This is a genomic window from Stenotrophomonas capsici (genome assembly GCF_034961085.1).
Classification (GTDB): domain Bacteria; phylum Pseudomonadota; class Gammaproteobacteria; order Xanthomonadales; family Xanthomonadaceae; genus Stenotrophomonas; species Stenotrophomonas capsici.
The window spans coordinates 1-17111 of sequence record NZ_JAYFUH010000073.1 but is presented as its reverse complement, the minus strand read 5'-3'; the positions used below and the strand labels follow the sequence as shown (position 1 = coordinate 17111).

The following is a 17111-nucleotide window of genomic DNA, read 5'->3' as shown; positions in this document are numbered from 1 at the left end:
CGGCAGTGAATCGCCGCTGCGGCAGTGCAGTGCGTGGCCACCGATGCGGGCCGGAAGCGGTGCCGGCGGCACGCCCTGCGGTGCTTGCCGGATCAACAGGATGCTCATGTGACACCTTTGCGGAGCGCCGTTTGGCGCGGTGGTGACACGATGCGCGCCGGGCAGGTAACACCGCTACGTCGGAGCAGGGGTGTGCGCGTAAAGATTGCGTAGCGCTGCCATCGCCGCAGGAGCGGCCTCGGCCGCGAAGCCGGTGACAACGCTACGTCGAAATGCCCGGACATCGCGGGGGCGGCAGCGGTCATCGGTCTGCCGGCCAGGGCCACTCCTGCCGGGGAACTTCGCTCTTTCCTGCCAGTCCACTGCCTTGTCTTCCCTCAGGAACGTGCCATGAACGAGACGACCATCGCGCGCAAACCTCACCCCGCCTTGGCCTGGCTGCGTCGCGAGGCATTGCCGTTGGCGGTGATGCTGGTGCTGATGGGCGCCGCCCGCGACAGCCTGGCCAACCACTACCAGGTGCCCAGTGGATCGATGCAGCCGACCCTGCAGCCCGGTGACCGGGTCGCGGTGGACATGCGCGCCTACGGGTTGCGCCTGCCCTTCACCGAGCTGCAGGTGCTGGCGACCGGGCAGCCCCGGCGTGGCGACGTGGCGGTGTTCGACTCGCCGGCCGACGGCACGCGCCTGGTCAAGCGGGTGGTGGCCGTGGCCGGCGACCGGGTGGAACTGCACGGAGGCTACCTGCACATCAACGGGCAGCCGTTGCAGCGGCAGGTCGCCGAGGAACTGTTCGGCGACAAGGCGGTACGGCTGGACCTGGCCGACGGCGGTGGCCCGGACATCACCGGCATCACCATCCCGCAGGGCAAGTTGCTTGTGCTGGGCGACCATCGCGGCAACAGCTTCGATGGGCGCTTCTTCGGCCTGGTGGACGCCGACAAGGTCTACGGCAAGGCGGTGGCGGTGTACTGGCGGCGGGGCGAAGGCCTGGAGTGGCTGCGGCTTTAACGCGGGCGGTTAACACCTGGGAGGCACGAAGCCGGCACGGAAACGTCGCCGGCTTTTTCGTGGATGACGTTCCGGCTGCGGCGACTATTGGTATTACCAATAAATCCTAGTAACCCTATGGTCTAATAGGATCTTCGCGGAAACAGCGCTTCAATCGCGCTTCGTTGGTCGGATCATTTCATTATTGGTATTACCAATAATGCGGCCACGGCACTCCACCTGCGGGTGGCCGCTTCCGCCTCTGTCGAGAACCTGCATGCAGCCCTGGGAACAACTCTACGACCCCGCTGGCAACCTGTGGCTGTCCAGCCTGATCGCGCTGTTGCCGATCGCCTTCTTCTTCCTGGCCCTGGCCGTGCTGCGGATGAAGGGCTGGTTGGCCGGCACGATCACCGTGGCCATCGCGCTGGCGGTGGCGCTGCTGTTCTACCGGATGCCGGTGGCGCAGGCACTGGGCGCGGCCGGCTATGGCTTCATCTACGGCCTGTGGCCGATCGCGTGGATCATCATCGGCGCGGTGTTCCTGTACAAGGTGTCGGTCAAGACCGGCCAGTTCGACATCATCCGCGCCTCGATCCTGTCGGTGACCGAGGACCAGCGCCTGCAGATGCTGATGGTGGGCTTTGCCTTCGGCGCGTTCCTGGAAGGCGCGGCCGGCTTCGGTGCACCGGTGGCGATCACCGCCGCATTGCTGGTCGGGCTGGGTTTCAAGCCGCTGTATGCCGCGGGCCTGTGCCTGATCGTCAACACCGCGCCGGTGGCGTTCGGTGCGATGGGCATCCCGATCATCGTCGCCGGCCAGGTCACCGGGCTGGATGCCTTCGAGATCGGGCAGATGGCCGGCCGGCAGTTGCCGTTCCTGACCATCATCGTGCTGTTCTGGATCATGGCCATCATGGATGGCTGGCGCGGCGTCAAGGAAACCTGGCCGGCAGTGCTGGTGGCCGGTGGCTCGTTCGCCATCGCGCAGTACCTGACCTCCAATTTCATCGGCCCGGAACTGCCGGACATCACCGCCTCGCTCGCATCGCTGGTGTGCCTGACGCTGTTCCTGCGCCGTTGGCAGCCCAAGCGCATCTTCCGCTTCGAGACCGAAGCCAGTGCGGCGGCGGCTGCACAGGCGCTGGACGCACCGGCCTACAGCGCCCGGCAGATCGCCAAGGCGTGGTCGCCATTCCTGATCCTGACCGCGATGGTCACGCTGTGGAGCATCAAGCCGTTCAAGGCGCTGTTTGCCGCCGGCGGCCCGCTGCAGGGCTGGGTGCTGAAACTGCCGGTGCCGGGCCTGGACCAGCTGGTGCAGAAGATGCCGCCGATTGTTCCCGCGCCCACGGCGTACGAGGCCGTCTACAAGTTCGACGTGCTCTCGGCCACCGGTACCGCGATCATGCTGGCCGCGGTGATCGCCATCGTCTACCTGCGCATGCCGCTGCGCGCGGCAGTGCGTACCTTCGGCGAAACCGTCAACGAACTGAAGACGCCGATCTATTCGATCGGCATGGTGCTGGCGTTCGCCTTCATCGCCAACTATTCGGGACTGTCGGCAACGCTGGCACTGGCTCTGGCCCATACCGGCGATGCGTTCACCTTCTTCTCGCCGTTCCTCGGTTGGCTGGGCGTGTTCCTGACCGGCTCGGATACCTCGTCCAACGCTCTGTTCTCGGCACTGCAGGCCACCACCGCGCAGCAGATCGGCGTGTCCGAAGTGCTGCTGGTGGCGGCCAATACCACCGGTGGCGTCACCGGCAAGATGATCTCGCCGCAGTCCATCGCCATTGCCTGTGCGGCGGTGGGCCTGGCCGGGAAGGAATCGGACCTGTTCCGTTTCACGGTCAAGCACAGCCTGATCTTCACCGTGATGGTCGGCCTGATCACCACCGCGCAGGCGTACTGGCTGACCTGGATGATTCCCTGAGCCATGGACAGCCTGCCAGCCACCGCCCATGGGCTTCGGGCCACAATGTCGGCATGAGCACTCAACGCATCTCCGACAAGGTGGCCGCGCAGCTGCGCGCGCTGGTGGACGAACAACAGCTGCAGCCGGGCGACCGGCTGCCCGCCGAGCGCACGCTGGCGGTGCAGCTGGGAGTGTCGCGCACGGCCCTGCGCGAGGCCATCGCCCAGCTGGGCAGCCAGGGCCTGCTGGTGGCGCGGGTGGGCGGCGGCACCTTCGTCGCCGAGCCGGCCGCGCGTGCGCGGCAGGCACTGGATGAGCCACTGGCCCCTTACCTGCCGCTGTTCCAGGGTGACCCGGAGTACCGCTTCGACGTGCTGGAGATCCGCCATGCACTGGAAGGCGCCACCGCCTGGCATGCCGCATTGCGTGCGACCGACGATGACCGCGTACGCATCACCCAGGCCTTCCAGACGATGATGGACGCGCACGGCAAGGACGACCCGGCCGGCGAGGCGCAGGCCGATGCGGCCTTCCACCTGTCCATCGCCGAGGCCTCGCACAACCTGGTGCTGCTGCAGGTGATGCGCGGCCTGTTCGATCTGCTGCAGACCAACATCTCGCAGAGCCGCGAGAAGCTCTACACCTCGGCGACCACGTTTTCGCCACTGTCCGACCAGCACCGCGAGATGATGGACGCGGTGCTGGCCGGCGATCCCGAACGCGCGCGCGCCGCCGCGCATGCCCACCTCGCCTTCGTGCACACCACGCTGCGCACGCTCGATGAGAACGAGGCGCGGCGTGCACGCGCCTCGCGCCTGCCTTCCCCCCACGGTTGACCCCATGATCATCTCCGCCTCCACCGATTACCGTGCGGCCGCGCAGCGTCGCCTGCCGCCGTTCCTGTTCCACTACATCGATGGCGGCGCGTATGCCGAACACACGCTCAAACGCAACGTTTCCGATCTGTCCGACATCGCGCTGCGCCAGCGCGTGCTGCGCGACATGTCCGACCTGAGCCTGGAAACCGAGCTGTTCGGCGAGAAACTGGCCATGCCGGTGGCCCTGGCGCCGGTCGGGCTGACCGGCATGTATGCCCGTCGCGGCGAAGTGCAGGCCGCGCGCGCGGCCGACAGCCGGGGTATCCCGTTCACCCTGTCCACGGTGTCGGTGTGCCCGATCGAGGAAGTGGCGCCGGCGATCAAGCGGCCGATGTGGTTCCAGCTGTACGTGCTGCGCGACCGTGGCTTCATGCGCAACGCGCTGGAGCGCGCGCAGGCGGCCGGGGTCACCACGCTGGTGTTCACCGTCGACATGCCGGTGCCAGGCGCGCGCTACCGCGATGCGCATTCGGGCATGAGCGGGCCGAATGCCGGCGTCCGCCGCATCGGCCAGGCCATGACCCATCCCCGCTGGGCGTGGGACGTGGGCTTGTTCGGTCGTCCGCACGACCTGGGCAACATCTCCGCCTATCGTGGCCACCCGACCGGGCTGGCCGACTACATCGGTTGGCTGGGCAACAATTTCGACCCCTCCATCTCGTGGAAGGACCTGGAATGGATCCGCGAGTTCTGGAAGGGGCCGATGGTGATCAAGGGCATCCTCGATCCGGACGACGCACGCGACGCGGTGCGCTTCGGCGCAGATGGCATCGTGGTGTCCAACCACGGTGGTCGCCAGCTTGATGGCGTGCTGTCCACCGCGCGTGCCTTGCCGGCCATCGCCGATGCGGTGCAGGGTGACCTGAAGATCCTCGCGGACTCGGGCATCCGCAACGGCCTGGACGTGGTGCGCATGCTCGCCCTCGGTGCCGACAGCGTGCTGCTGGGCCGCGCCTTCGTGTATGCATTGGCCGCGCAGGGCGAGGCCGGCGTGGCCAACCTGCTGGACCTGATCGCCAAGGAGATGCGCGTGGCGATGACGCTGACCGGCGCGCGCCGCATCGCCGACATCAGCCGCGATTCGCTGGTCAACCTGGCATGAGCATGCACGACACCTTGCTGGCGCAGCTGCGTGCGGCCGTGGGCAATGGCCACGTGCTGACCGGCGACAAGGCCACGCGTCGCTTCCGCAAGGGCTACCGCTTCGGCGATGGCCCGGTGCTGGCGGTGGTGCGGCCGGGGACGTTGCTGGAAATGTGGCGCGCCCTGCAGGCTGCGGTGCAGGGTGGTGCGGCGGTCATCCTGCAGGCGGCCAACACCGGCCTGACTGGTGGCTCCACGCCGGATGGCGACGACTACGGCCGGCCGGTCGTATTGATCAGCACGCTGCGGCTGACCGGCGTGCAACTGCTCGACGGTGGTCGCCAGGTGCTGTGCCTGCCCGGTGCGACGCTGGACCGGCTGGAGCAGGCCTTGGCACCGCTGGGGCGTGAGCCGCATTCGGTGATCGGCTCGTCATGCATCGGTGCCTCAGTGTTGGGCGGTGTCTGCAACAACTCCGGGGGGGCGCTGGTGCGGCGAGGGCCGGCCTACACCGAGATGGCGTTGTTCGCACAGGTGAATGCTGCCAGCGAACTGCAGTTGGTCAATCACCTGGGCATTGCCTTGGGCGACACCCCGGAGGAGATCCTGCAGCGCGTGCAGGCGGGCGACTACAGCGCCGCGGACGTGCAGTTGGAGTCCGGCCGGGCCGCGTCCGATCCGCATTACGCCGAACAGGTGCGGCGGGTGGATGCGGACACGCCGGCACGTTTCAATGCCGATGCGAGCCGCCATTACGAGGCGGCGGGTTCGGCGGGAAAGCTCGCGGTGTTCGCGGTGCGGTTGGATACGTTTGCCAGGGAAGCGGCCGAAGTGTTCTACATCGGCAGCAACCAGACGCAGAGTCTGACCGCCATTCGCCGGCATCTGCTGACCGGCTTCGAGCGGTTGCCGATCAGCGGCGAGTACATCCATCGCGTCGCCTATGACATCGGCGAGCGTTACGGCAAGGACACCTTCCTGCTGATCGACAAGCTGGGTACTGCCCGGGTGCCGGCGGCGTTCGCGTTGAAGAGCCGTGTCGATGGCTGGTTCGAGCGCATTGGCCTGCGCGGTGTCACGGACCGGATGATGCAGCTGCTGACGAGCCTGCTGCCTTCGCATCTGCCGGCGCGCATGGGCGGGTTTCGCCAGCGTTACGAGCATCATCTGCTGTTGAAGGTGTCGGCGCAGGATGCGGCGGTGACCGAGGCCTGGCTGCGGGAGTTCTTCGCCAGGCATGAAGGCGACTACTTCCATTGCACGCCGGAAGAAGGGCGCAAGGCCTTCCTGCACCGCTTCGCCGTTGCTGGTGCAGCCGTGCGCTATCGCGAAGTGCATCGCACGCAGGTGCAGGACATCGTTGCGCTGGACATCGCGCTGCGCCGTGATGACCGTGAGTGGTTCGAGCAGTTGCCGGCCGAGCTGGATGCACGTCTTCTGCACAAGCTGTACTACGGCCACTTCCTGTGTCACGTGTTCCATCAGGACTACATCGCGCGCAAGGGCGAGGACCCGATGGCGATCGAGCATGCAATGTGGAAGTTGCTGGACGCGCGTGGCGCGGAATACCCGGCCGAGCACAACGTCGGCCATCTCTATCCGGCCAAACCGGCGCTGGCGCAGTTCTACAAGCAGCTTGATCCGAGCAATACCTTCAATCCCGGCATCGGCCAGACCAGCAAGCAGCCCGGTTGGAAGGGCTGTGATTGCTGAATCTTGCTCATGCCTTTGCTTAAGCCCCTCTCCCGCGAGCGGGAGAGGGGTTGGGGTGAGGGGAAGCTTCTAGCTGGAAAGGCAAAGGCCAAAGCCAAGAGCCAAAGCCAAGAGCCAAAGCCAAGAGTCAAAGCCAAGAGTCAAAGCTGCCCTCATCCGCCCCTTCGGGGTCCCTTCTCCCGTACACGGGAGAAGGGACGGCATCCGCCGTCATACAGTTCGGCGCGGGCGCGGCATCGGCATCGGCATTGACTCATGAATCGATACTTCCTGCATATCAATCCGTACACAACAGGTTATGGATCGACCTGTTCAACAGGTCCAAGCTTCCCGCATCTCCAATGAAGCGGCCCGGTGATGGGCCTCGATGCGATGGAACTCGAACACAACGGCACGCCAACCTGCCGTGATTCCCTGGCGCCTGCGACTGCGCTGACCGCCACCGTCGAACAACCCCACATCCGCCAAGGCACGCCGGCGTTCCGGCGTGCGGTGGTGGCGCTGTTCATGGCCGGCTTCGCCACCTTCGGCGTGCTGTACTGCGTGCAGGCGCTGTTGCCCGGCTTCAGCCACCACTTTGGCGTGAGTGCGGCCAACAGCGCGTTGGCGTTGTCGGTCAGCACCGGCGTGCTGGCGGTGGCGATGCTGGGGGCCGGCATCCTCTCCGACCGCGTGGGCCGGCGCCCGGTGATGGTGGCCTCATTGCTGGTTTCGTCACTGTTGACCCTGGCCACGGCGATGGTCGATGACTGGAACACCCTGCTGGTGCTGCGCGCACTGCTGGGCGTCAGCCTGAGCGGTGTGCCGGCGGTGGCGATGACCTGGCTGGTCGAGGAGATGGACAGTCGCGCCTTGGGCCTGGCCATGGGCCTGTACATCGGCGGCAATGCGGTGGGCGGCATGAGCGGGCGCCTGATCGCCGGCGTGGTGGCCGACCACGGGGGCTGGCGCGCCGGCATCGGCGCGGTGGGGGTGATCGCGCTGCTGGCCACGTTCGCGCTGTGGACGCAGCTGCCGGCTTCGCGCCATTTCCGTGCCCGTCATGCCGAACCGGCGCGGCTGCCCGCACGTTTCGGCGGCGTGTTCGGCGACGCGGCGTTGCCGTGGCTGTTTGCCTGCGGCTTCCTGCTGCTGGGGGTGTTCGTCACCGTCTACAACTACCTGGGCTATCACCTGATGGCGCCGCCGTACGACCTGAGCCAGACCGTGGTGGGCCTGATCTTCATCGTCTATCTGGTCGGCAGCTTCAGCTCGGCGTGGATGGGCCAGCTGGCCAATTGCCTGGGCCGCGGTCCGGTGCTGGCGTTGTCGTTCACCTTGATGGTAGGCGGCGTATTGCTGCTGATGCTGCCGTGGTTGTGGGCGATGGCGTTGGGTATCGCCGTGGTCACGTTCGGCTTCTTCGGCGGGCATTCGGTGGCCAGCAGTTGGGTGGGCGTGCGCGCCGGCGCCATGCGTGCGGAAGCCTCGGCGCTGTACCTGCTGTCCTACTACCTGGGCTCCAGCCTGCTGGGTGCGCTGGGTGGCGTGTTCTATACGCGCTGGGGCTGGATTGGCGTGTGCAGCTACGTGCTGGTGCTGACGCTGCTGGGGATGGGCGCGGCCTGGTGGGCATGGCGTCACCTGCAGGTGACGAGCGATGTGCAGGTGGCGGTCGGGCGTTGAGAGCCAAAAGCGTTACCCCTCCCCAGCCCTCCCCTTGGCTGCGCCAAAGGGAGGGGGTGGTTCATGCGGGTCGATCAGATCACTGCGAAGCGGCGCTTCTGCCCCCTCCCTTTGGCGCAGCCAAGGGGAGGGTTGGGGAGGGGTAGAGGTAAAACGCCTTCAGCCCCGCACCACTTCCTGCCGCATCAAGCCGATGAACTGTCGCATCAGCGGCGTCACCGCTTCGCGTCGCCACGCCAGCTGGATTTCCGATGCCGCGCCGCGATCACTCAGCGCGACGAAGCAGGCGCCGTCGACCTGGATATGGCTGCACGAGGACGGCAGCACGCACACCCCCAGTCCCGCCGCGACCAGGCTGATCAAGGTTGAGGACTCGCCGGCTTCCTGCACGATGCGCGGGCTGAAGCCGGCGTTGCGGCACAGCATGATCACATGGTCGTGGATGCCGGCACCGGCATCGCGCGAGAAGCCGACGAACGGGTCCAGCGCGAACTGGCGCAGGGACAACGTGGCCGTGTCCGGATCCTTGCCGGCCAGCGCGGGATGGGTGGCATGCACCACCAGCGCCAGCGGATCGTCGAGCAGGCGCTTGGCGACCAGCTCCGACGGCAGCACCCGCTTGCGGATGATGCCCACGTCCAGCTCGTTGGCCAGCAACGCATCGATCTGGCGCAGGCTGTTCATCTCGCGCAGCTGCAGTTGCACCTGCGGGCGCTGCTGGCGATAGGCGAAGAACGCGCGCGGGATCTGCGGCAGCAGCGGGGTGGCGCGGGTCAGGCCGACGCGCAGTTCGCCGCTTTCGCCGCGCTGCGCACGCTGCACCCTGTCCACCGCGGTATCGACGCGCTGGAGGATCTCGCGCGCCTGCTCCAGCAGCACTTCACCGGCCGGCGTGAGCTGCACGCGGCGATGGCTGCGCACGAACAGATGCGCGCCGACCAGGGTTTCCAGCTGGCGGATCTGCTGGCTGAGCGGCGGCTGCGACATGCCCAGGCGTTCGGCGGCGCGGCCGAAGTGCAGCGTGTCGGCCACGGCGAGGAAGTAGCGCAGGTGGCGAAGTTCCAGTGACATGCGCCGGTTCCGGGGAAGGTGCGGTGATTGTCGCCGGACTCCACCGCGAATGGGGGCGATGGCGATGCGCGCCGTCGTGCGCGGGCTCAGCGTTCCGAAGGCCCGGTGTCGTCGTATTGCCGTGGCGCGAACAGGTCCGGCTGGATCAGTTCCACGAACGCGCGTGCCTGCGGCGACAGCACCTTGCCCCGCCGCACCACCACGCCGTAGCTGCGCGAAGGGAAGTAGTCGCCCATCGCACGGGTGACCAGCTTGCCGCGATCAGCATCGTTCAGGCACAGCGCGGTGACGATGGAGATGCCCATGCCCATCGCCACGTACTGCTTGATCACCTCCCAGCCGCCGACCTCCAGCGCCACCGTGTAGGGCACGCGGTGCTGCTGGAACACCAGGTCCACCAGCCGCCAGGTGATCTGCCGGCGTGGCGGCAGGATCAGTGGCCACGGCGACAGGTCTTCCAGGCTCAGCTGCTTCTTGTGCGCCAGCGGGTGGTCGGGCGGGGTGATCAGCACCTGGTCGAAGCGGTACACCGGCGCGTAGCTGAGGTCGGCCGGGACATCCATCATCGAACCGATGGCCAGGTCGGCGGCATCGCTGCGCAGCAGGTCGGTGCCGTCCGCACTGATGGCGTTGTGCAGGGTCAGGCGCACATCGGGGTACTGGCGGCGGAAGTTTTCGACGATCTTGGGCAGGAGATACAGGATGGTCGACGAATTTGCGGCGATGTTGAGCTCGCCCGCGTCCAGCCCGCCGACCTTCTCGCGGAAGCGCGGCAGCAGCCCGTCCAGGCTCTCCACCAGCGGCTGGGCCATGTCGTACAGCAGCTGGCCCTCGCGACTGGGTACCAGGCGTCGCCCGCTGCGCTCGAACAGCACCATCCCCAGCTCCCGTTCCAGCGCCTGCAGCTGCAGGCTCACTGCCGGCTGGCTGACGAACAGGGCCTCCGATGCCCGCGAAACTGACCCTAGTCGAACCGTCTGCAGGAATGCACGCAGCGGCTTGAGCCGGTCCGACTTGTAGGAAAAACGCGGGTTTACGGGCGTCTTCTTGGGCATGGCAGGTCAAGTATTAGCACAATTTATAAAAAAGATTGCAAAAACTGTTTTGTTAAATACCTCGTTGCGGCGGCAGGTTGGAGTCCCCGACACCCGCAGGAACCTCCGATGTCCGCCGTCGCCCACGCTGTCGCCGCCACGATCCCCCCCCGCCCGACCCCGGGCATTACCGTGACCACCCAATTGGCCGGCCAGTCCGAGCTGTTGCCGGCCGGTGCGCTGGGGCTGCTCGTATCGCTGCACCGCGCGGTGGAGCCGGAGCGGCAGGCGCGCCTGGCCGCGCGTGGCCAGCGCCAGGCCTTCTTCGACCAGGGCGGCAGCCCGGACTTCCGCGACGACACCCGCGCCATCCGCGAGGGCGACTGGACGGTGGCACCGATCCCGGCGGCGCTGCAGGACCGCCGCGTCGAGATCACCGGCCCGACCGACCCGAAGATGGTCATCAACGCGCTGAACTCCGGCGCCAAGGTGTTCATGGCCGACTTCGAGGACTCCACCTCGCCGACCTGGCGCAACGTGTTGGCCGGCCAGCGCACCATGATCGGTGCGGTGCGCGGTGACCTGGCGTTCACCGCGCCGGCGGCCAACGGCAAGCCGGGCAAGCACTACACGCTGCGTCCGCATGACGAGCAGGCGGTGCTGATCGTGCGCCCGCGCGGCTGGCACCTGGACGAGAAGCACGTGCTGATCGACGGCCAGCCGATTGCCGGTGGCCTGTTCGACGCGGCGGTGTTCGCCTTCCACAACGCGCATGCGCTGATGGAGATCGACCGCGGCCCGTACTTCTACCTGCCCAAGCTGCAGTCGATGGAGGAGGCCGCGCTGTGGGAATGCGCGCTGTCGCACATCGAGGGCATGCTGGGCCTGCCGCAGGGGCAGATCAAGGTCACGGTGCTGATCGAGACGCTGCCGGCGGTGTTCGAGATGGACGAGATCCTGCACGCGTTGCGCGACCGCATCGTCGGCCTGAACTGCGGCCGCTGGGACTACATCTTTTCGTACCTGAAGACCTTCCGTCACCACGCCGACAAGGTGCTGCCCGAGCGCGGCCAGGTGACCATGACCCAGCCGTTCCTGAAGGCCTACTCGGAACTGCTGATCAAGACCTGCCACCGCCGTGGCGCGCATGCGATGGGTGGCATGGCCGCGCAGATCCCGATCAACCACGATGCCGCCGCCAACGAGCAGGCGATGGCGCGCGTGCGTGCCGACAAGCTGCGTGAAGTGACCGCCGGTCACGACGGCACCTGGGTCGCGCACCCGGCGTTGATCCCGGTGGCCAGGGCGATCTTCGACGAGCACATGCCCACGCCCAACCAGCACAGCGTGCTGCGCCGTGACGTGCAGGTCGGTCGCGAGGACCTGGTCGCACCGTGCAGCGGCAGCATCAGCCGCGCCGGCTTCGAGAACAACGTCGAGGTCTGCGTGCGCTACATGGCCGCGTGGCTGGACGGCAATGGCTGCGTGCCCATCCACAACCTGATGGAGGACGCGGCCACCGCCGAGATCAGCCGCAGCCAGATCTGGCAATGGCTACACGCAGGCAACCAGCACCTGGACGACGGCACCGCCATCGACCTGGCCTTGCTGGAGAGCACCCTGCGCGCGCTGCCGGCGCGCTTGGGCGACACCACCGCGCTGCCCGGCGGCAGCCGCATCCCCCAGGCCATCGGCCTGCTCGACCAACTCAGCCGCGCCGATGAACTGGCCGAGTTCCTGACCTTGCCGGCCTACCGGCAGATCGACTGACCTTCCCCCTTACGCATCACGATCATTCGAGGACGCAACGATGAGCAGCTACCAGCAACAGATCGACGCCCTGCAGCAGGACTGGGACAACAACCCGCGTTGGAAGAGCATCACGCGCACCTACAGCGCCGCCGACGTGGTGCGCCTGCGCGGCAGCGTGCAACCGGAGTACACCCTGGCCAAGCGCGGTGCGCAGCGGCTGTGGGACCTGGTCAACGGCGGTGCGAAGAAGGGCTACGTCAACGCGTTCGGCGCGATCAGTGCCGGCCAGGCGATGCAGCAGGCCAAGGCCGGCCTGGAAGCGGTGTACCTGTCCGGCTGGCAGGTGGCCGCCGACGGCAACACCTCCGAGACGATGTACCCGGACCAGTCGCTGTACGCTTACGATTCGGTTCCGACCATGGTCCGCCGCATCAACAACACCTTCCAGCGTGCCGATGAGATCCAGTGGAAGAACATCATCGACGGCAAGGTCAAGGCCGAGGACGCCATCGACTTCTTCCTGCCGATCGTGGCCGACGGCGAGGCCGGCTTCGGCGGCGTGCTCAACGCCTACGAGCTGATGAAGAACATGATCACCGCCGGCGCCGCCGCGGTGCATTTCGAGGACCAGCTGGCCGCGGTGAAGAAGTGCGGCCACATGGGCGGCAAGGTGCTGGTGCCGACCCAGGAAGCGATCCAGAAGCTGTCGGCCGCACGCCTGGCCGCCGATGTGCTGGGTGTGCCAACCATCGTGCTGGCCCGCACCGATGCCGAGGCCGCCAACCTGCTGACCAGCGACTTTGACCCGAACGACGCGCCGTTCGTCACCGGCCAGCGCACCGCCGAAGGCTTCTACCGCGTGAAGAATGGCCTGGAACAGGCGATCAGCCGTGGCGTGGCCTATGCCCCGCATGCCGACCTGGTGTGGTGCGAGACCGGCACCCCGGACCTGGGTTTCGCCCGCGAGTTCGCCCAGGCCGTGCACGCCGCCAGCCCCGGCAAGCTGCTGTCCTACAACTGCTCGCCCTCCTTCAACTGGAAGAAAAACCTGGACGACAAGACCATCGCCCGGTTCCAGGACGAGCTGGCCGCGCTGGGCTACAAGTACCAGTTCATCACCCTGGCCGGCATCCACATCAACTGGTTCAACACCTTCAAGTTCGCCCATGACTACGCCCGCGGCGAGGGCATGCGCCACTACGTGGAACAGGTGCAGGAGCCGGAGTTCGCCGCGCGCGAGAAGGGCTATACCTTCGTCTCGCACCAGCAAGAGGTGGGGGCCGGCTACTTCGACGACGTGACCACGGTGATCCAGGGCGGCGCCTCCAGCGTCACCGCGCTGACCGGCTCCACCGAGGAGGAGCAGTTCCAGGCGGAAGTGGCTGCCTGAGTCAGATTTGTCCGGTTGTTTTGGAGGGGCTCTTACGAGCCCCTTCCTTTTTGTGATTTGCGTCCTTGCACTTTCATGCTGAAACAGCGTGGATGGGTGTTTATTTTAGTGATAACCTCGTGAACCAACCCGCCACGCATGGCGGGGGTCCATGAGGCAGGGAATGAGCGGCATGGTGTCCGGGGGTCTGGCCAAGCAGGCGGATCCCCCCGCAGGTCTGTCGGCCGCAGGGGGATCGACGCTGCGTGCCCAGCTTTCGCCCATGGAGTTCGCCCTGTTCGCTTCGTTCGGCGTCCGCCGCCGGTTGGCCGCGGACCAGGTGCTGTTCCGGCGCGGCGACCTGTGCACCTCGATGTACATCATCGTCAGCGGTGCCATCTGCCTGGACTTCGGTCCCGGCCTGCCGGCCAAGCAGCTGGCGGCCAATGACTTCTTCGGCGAGCTGGCCATGCTGATGGAGCGCCACCCGCGCAGCTCCGATGCCCGCGCCAGCTGCGAGACCCAGTTGATCGAGTTGACCCAGGAAGGGTTCGAGCAGCTGATCGAGCAGGACCCGGCGATGGTGGTGTTCTTCCTGCGCCGCACGGTCTCGCGCGTGGTCGGCAGCGAGCAGCGCCTGATCGGCCAGCTCAGCCGCCGCAACCAGGAACTGGAAGCGGCGCTGGGCAACCTCTACAGCGCCACCCACGAGCTCAACCACACCCGCGAGATGGTCTACAACGACGACCTCACCGGGCTGCACAACCGTCGCTCGCTGACCGCCTACCTGCAGCGCTCGCACCGTTCCGGGCAGCGTCCGCAGGGCCTGCTGCTGATCGACTGCGATGACTTCAAGGGGCTCAACGACCGCCATGGCCACCTTGCCGGCGACCAGGCGCTGCAGCGCCTGGCCCGCATCCTCGACTCGGTGGTCGGCCAGGACGACCTGGCCTGCCGCCTCGGCGGCGATGAGTTCTGCGTGCTTTTGTGCCGCACCGATGCGCTGCACCTGATGCGTACCGCCGAGTTCATCCTTGATGCGATGCGCAGCCTGGCCGCGTTCCCGGGGGCGGAGCCCGGCGCGCGTTCGGTCAGCATCGGCGTGTCGCTGGTCAACGCGACCTACCACTGGAACGAGGCCTACGCGCGCGCGGACCAGGCGTTGTACGAAGCCAAGCGCCTGGGCGGCAACCGCGCCCAGTGGTTCGCGGGCTGATGGACTGCAGAGAGCAACGACATGGCAGACGAGATCGACGACAACGAATCCGTGCTGGCTCATCGCCAGCTCAGGACGCTGGTACTGACCGACCTGTGCGACTCGGTGGCGCTGATCGAACGGATCGGCGACAACGCCGCGGCTGAGTTGTTCCGTGACCTGGACAGCCGCGTGCTGCAGCTGCTTCAGGTCTGGAACGGCCGCCTGATCGACCGCTCCGACGGCATGTTCCTGCTCTTCGACGCTCCGGCAAGTGGCCTGGGCTTCGCCTTGGACTACCAGCAGGCGCTGCAGGCGCTGGGGGCGGAGCGGAGCCTGTCGCTGCAGGCGCGGGTGGGCTTGCACGTGGGCTATGTGCTGTCGTGGCAGAACAGCGACGAAGCCGTTGCCGTGGGCGCCAAGCCGCTGGAAGTGGAAGGCCTTGCCAAGTCGATGGCGGCGAGGTTGATGAACCTCGCGCGGCCGGGCCAGATCCTGCTCTCCTCGGTTGCCGAATCGTTGCTGCGGGGAAACTTGCAGGTGCTTGGGGAACACGCGGCACGGCTGCACTGGAAATCACACGGGCGTTGGCGTTTCAAAGGCGTGCCGACGGTCCAGGAAGTGTTCGAAGTGGGGGAGGCCGGGAAAGTGCTGATGCGCATGCCTGTGGGATCGGCCAAGGCCCGGCGCGAGCTGCCGCTATGGCGCCGTCCCGTTGCGTTGATGGCCGAGGTGGCACTGCTGGCGGTACTGTGTGGCGTGGGCTGGTCCATCATCAGACCCGAGCCGGCATTGGCGTTCGCCGAACGCGACTGGGTGGTGGTTGGCGACCTGCGCAACCTGACCGGGCAGACGGTATTGGACGATTCATTGCAGCAGGCATTCCGCATCAGCCTAGAACAGTCCAGATACGTCAACGTGGTCAGTGACCTGAAGCTGCGTGACACTCTGGCGCGGATGCGCAGGGACCCGGACAAGGTCGTGTTGGATCGCGTGGTGGCCTCGGAAGTCGCGCTGCGCGATGGTGCGCGCGCCGTGATTCTGCCGGTGGTCACTGAAGTGGGGGGGCGTTTGCGTGTCACCGCCGAGGTCATCGATCCCATGACGCAGAGCACGGTTTACACCGAATTCGCTGACGGCCGCGGAATCGACTCGGCGCTGGGCTCGGTGGATGTCGTGACCACACGCCTGCGCAGCCGCCTCGGCGAAGCCTTGGCTTCGATCAAGCGTAGTTCGCGGCCGCTGCCGGAGGTCAGTACCCGCGACCTGGATGCGCTGCGCGCCTACGCCATGGCCCAGCGCGCGTACGGCAATGGCCGCTTCAAGCAGGCACTGGGGTTGTACGAGCACGCAGTATCGCGAGACAAGGAGTTCGCGCTGGCCCACCTGGGCATGCTGCGTTCGCTCAATGCAACCGAGCAGCTGCCCCAGGGCTTGTTGAGCCTGCAGAAAGTCCAGCAGATGGCTGCTCGCCTGTCGCCACGCGAGGTGATGTATCTGCAGGCGTGGGAAGTGCAGATCAACAGTCCGGGTGATGCATACGAGAAGTGGCGGCAAATGTCGGATCTGTATCCGGATTTCCATGCTGCCGCCGCCAATGCCGGCTATGCGATGGAAATGGAGAACCGCTTCGAAGAAGGGTTGCCGTATATCCGTCGTGCAGCCGAGTCGCTTTACGAATTCGCGCCACTGTCCCAGGAAGCGTTCGGACGCATGTCGTTGGCATTGGGGCACTACGAGGACGCCAATGCCGCATTCGCGCGCGCCAGCGAGAGCGGCCTGGTGACGGCATCGGTATGGCAGGCTAACCTGCGCGCCGTGCAGGGCGACTTCCAGGAAGCCGAGCGGCTGTGGCCGCGCGATGCCAAACTGGCTGCCCCGCACTTCGATCACGTCTCACACTACCTGGACCAAGGCGCGCTGCAGGCGGCGTCATCGGAGGCGGTACGTTTACTGCAGGCCTTGCCTGCTGATGGCAGCCGGCATCGGCAGGGCCAGGTGCAGATTGCGGTGTTGCATTGGCTGTCCGGTGATCGCCGTGCCGCCCTGGCTACGTGCCGAAATGTCGTGCGTGATGCCATCGCCGCGCTTGATGGTGCAGCGGGGCTGTCGGCGCGTACCGAGGCAGCGACCGCTGCCCATGCGGCGGTACTGGCCCAGCGATTGGGCGACCACGCGCCGGCAAGGCAGTTGATCGCCCGGCTCGATACGGCGCCACAGCTCGCCGCGATGCAACCGGTGAGCGGGTTCCTGCAGGTGCTCCGGGCGCGCGAGGCACTGGCTGCCGGGAAGAACACGCAGGCGTTGGAAGGGCTATTGTCCCTGCATGGGCAGCATGAATCCTTCCAGTTGCGGGTTGCCCTGATGGAGGCCTATGCGACCCAGGGTAACGCCGATGCGGCCCTGCGCCAGGCACAGTGGCTGACCTCAAACCGGGGCTGGG

General features: G+C 66.7%; 12 protein-coding genes. 10 read left to right on the top strand and 2 right to left on the bottom strand.

The annotated features are described in order from the left end of the window. Nucleotides 1-390 precede the first annotated feature (390 nt). From lepB to VA603_RS06290, 6 genes are all read left to right on the top strand, one after another. Nucleotides 391-1011, top strand: coding sequence for a signal peptidase I (gene lepB / locus VA603_RS06315; RefSeq protein ID WP_323438279.1), 621 nt, complete (start codon nt 391-393; stop codon nt 1009-1011). Nucleotides 1012-1267: 256 nt separating this feature from the next. Further along, nucleotides 1268-2926 carry an L-lactate permease gene (lldP, locus tag VA603_RS06310; protein WP_132863648.1) on the top strand — a complete coding sequence of 553 codons (1659 nt, stop codon included), beginning with the start codon at nt 1268-1270 and terminating at the stop codon, nt 2924-2926. Nucleotides 2927-2979: 53 nt separating this feature from the next. Beyond that, complete coding sequence (gene lldR, locus VA603_RS06305; RefSeq protein WP_132863647.1) at nt 2980-3744, top strand: transcriptional regulator LldR; 765 nt, start codon at nt 2980-2982, stop codon at nt 3742-3744. A gap of 4 nt (nt 3745-3748) precedes the next feature. Next, complete coding sequence (lldD, locus tag VA603_RS06300; RefSeq protein ID WP_132863646.1) at nt 3749-4888, top strand: FMN-dependent L-lactate dehydrogenase LldD; 1140 nt, start codon at nt 3749-3751, stop codon at nt 4886-4888. Further along, a complete protein-coding gene (gene dld / locus VA603_RS06295; RefSeq protein ID WP_323438278.1) occupies nt 4885-6582 on the top strand; it encodes a D-lactate dehydrogenase in 1698 nt (565 codons plus the stop codon). The genes lldD and dld overlap by 4 nt, the downstream gene beginning before the upstream one ends. Nucleotides 6583-6954: 372 nt before the next feature. Beyond that, nucleotides 6955-8247 (top strand): MFS transporter, encoded by a 1293-nt coding sequence (locus tag VA603_RS06290; protein WP_425603669.1) that lies wholly within the window; start codon nt 6955-6957, stop codon nt 8245-8247. Nucleotides 8248-8406: 159 nt separating this feature from the next. On the opposite strand, the gene VA603_RS06285 is transcribed toward VA603_RS06290, so the two are convergent. Beyond that, nucleotides 8407-9318, bottom strand: a complete 912-nt coding sequence (locus VA603_RS06285) for a LysR substrate-binding domain-containing protein (protein WP_323438277.1) — start codon at nt 9316-9318, stop codon at nt 8407-8409. Nucleotides 9319-9404: 86 nt separating this feature from the next. After that, nucleotides 9405-10373 carry a LysR family transcriptional regulator gene (locus VA603_RS06280; RefSeq protein ID WP_132863642.1) on the bottom strand — a complete coding sequence of 323 codons (969 nt, stop codon included), beginning with the start codon at nt 10371-10373 and terminating at the stop codon, nt 9405-9407. Between the two features lie 108 nt (nt 10374-10481). On the opposite strand from VA603_RS06280, the gene aceB reads away from it, so the two are divergent. The 4 genes from aceB to VA603_RS06260 all read left to right on the top strand — a co-directional run. Then, on the top strand, nt 10482-12122 hold the full coding sequence (gene aceB, locus VA603_RS06275; RefSeq protein WP_323438276.1) for a malate synthase A: 1641 nt from the start codon (nt 10482-10484) through the stop codon (nt 12120-12122). Nucleotides 12123-12162: 40 nt separating this feature from the next. Further along, nucleotides 12163-13494: an isocitrate lyase gene (gene aceA / locus VA603_RS06270; RefSeq protein ID WP_323438275.1), complete on the top strand. Its 1332-nt coding sequence runs from the start codon at nt 12163-12165 to the stop codon at nt 13492-13494. A gap of 172 nt (nt 13495-13666) precedes the next feature. Beyond that, nucleotides 13667-14689 carry a GGDEF domain-containing protein gene (locus VA603_RS06265; RefSeq protein WP_323438280.1) on the top strand — a complete coding sequence of 341 codons (1023 nt, stop codon included), beginning with the start codon at nt 13667-13669 and terminating at the stop codon, nt 14687-14689. A 21-nt stretch (nt 14690-14710) separates the two neighbouring features. Next, a partial coding sequence (locus VA603_RS06260) for a putative peptide modification system cyclase (protein ID WP_323438274.1) occupies nt 14711-17111 on the top strand: 2401 nt, incomplete at its 3' end.

Excerpts from the sequence above, each read along its gene's own strand:
- lepB (WP_323438279.1), top strand. The coding sequence starts at position 391 with ATGAACGAGACGACCATCGCGCGCAAACCTCACCCCGCCTTGGCCTGG.
- lldP (WP_132863648.1), top strand. The coding sequence starts at position 1,268 with ATGCAGCCCTGGGAACAACTCTACGACCCCGCTGGCAACCTGTGGCTG.
- lldR (WP_132863647.1), top strand. The coding sequence starts at position 2,980 with ATGAGCACTCAACGCATCTCCGACAAGGTGGCCGCGCAGCTGCGCGCG.
- lldD (WP_132863646.1), top strand. The coding sequence starts at position 3,749 with ATGATCATCTCCGCCTCCACCGATTACCGTGCGGCCGCGCAGCGTCGC.
- dld (WP_323438278.1), top strand. The coding sequence starts at position 4,885 with ATGAGCATGCACGACACCTTGCTGGCGCAGCTGCGTGCGGCCGTGGGC.
- VA603_RS06290 (WP_425603669.1), top strand. The coding sequence starts at position 6,955 with ATGGAACTCGAACACAACGGCACGCCAACCTGCCGTGATTCCCTGGCG.
- VA603_RS06285 (WP_323438277.1), bottom strand. The coding sequence starts at position 9,318 with ATGTCACTGGAACTTCGCCACCTGCGCTACTTCCTCGCCGTGGCCGAC.
- VA603_RS06280 (WP_132863642.1), bottom strand. The coding sequence starts at position 10,373 with ATGCCCAAGAAGACGCCCGTAAACCCGCGTTTTTCCTACAAGTCGGAC.
- aceB (WP_323438276.1), top strand. The coding sequence starts at position 10,482 with ATGTCCGCCGTCGCCCACGCTGTCGCCGCCACGATCCCCCCCCGCCCG.
- aceA (WP_323438275.1), top strand. The coding sequence starts at position 12,163 with ATGAGCAGCTACCAGCAACAGATCGACGCCCTGCAGCAGGACTGGGAC.
- VA603_RS06265 (WP_323438280.1), top strand. The coding sequence starts at position 13,667 with ATGGTGTCCGGGGGTCTGGCCAAGCAGGCGGATCCCCCCGCAGGTCTG.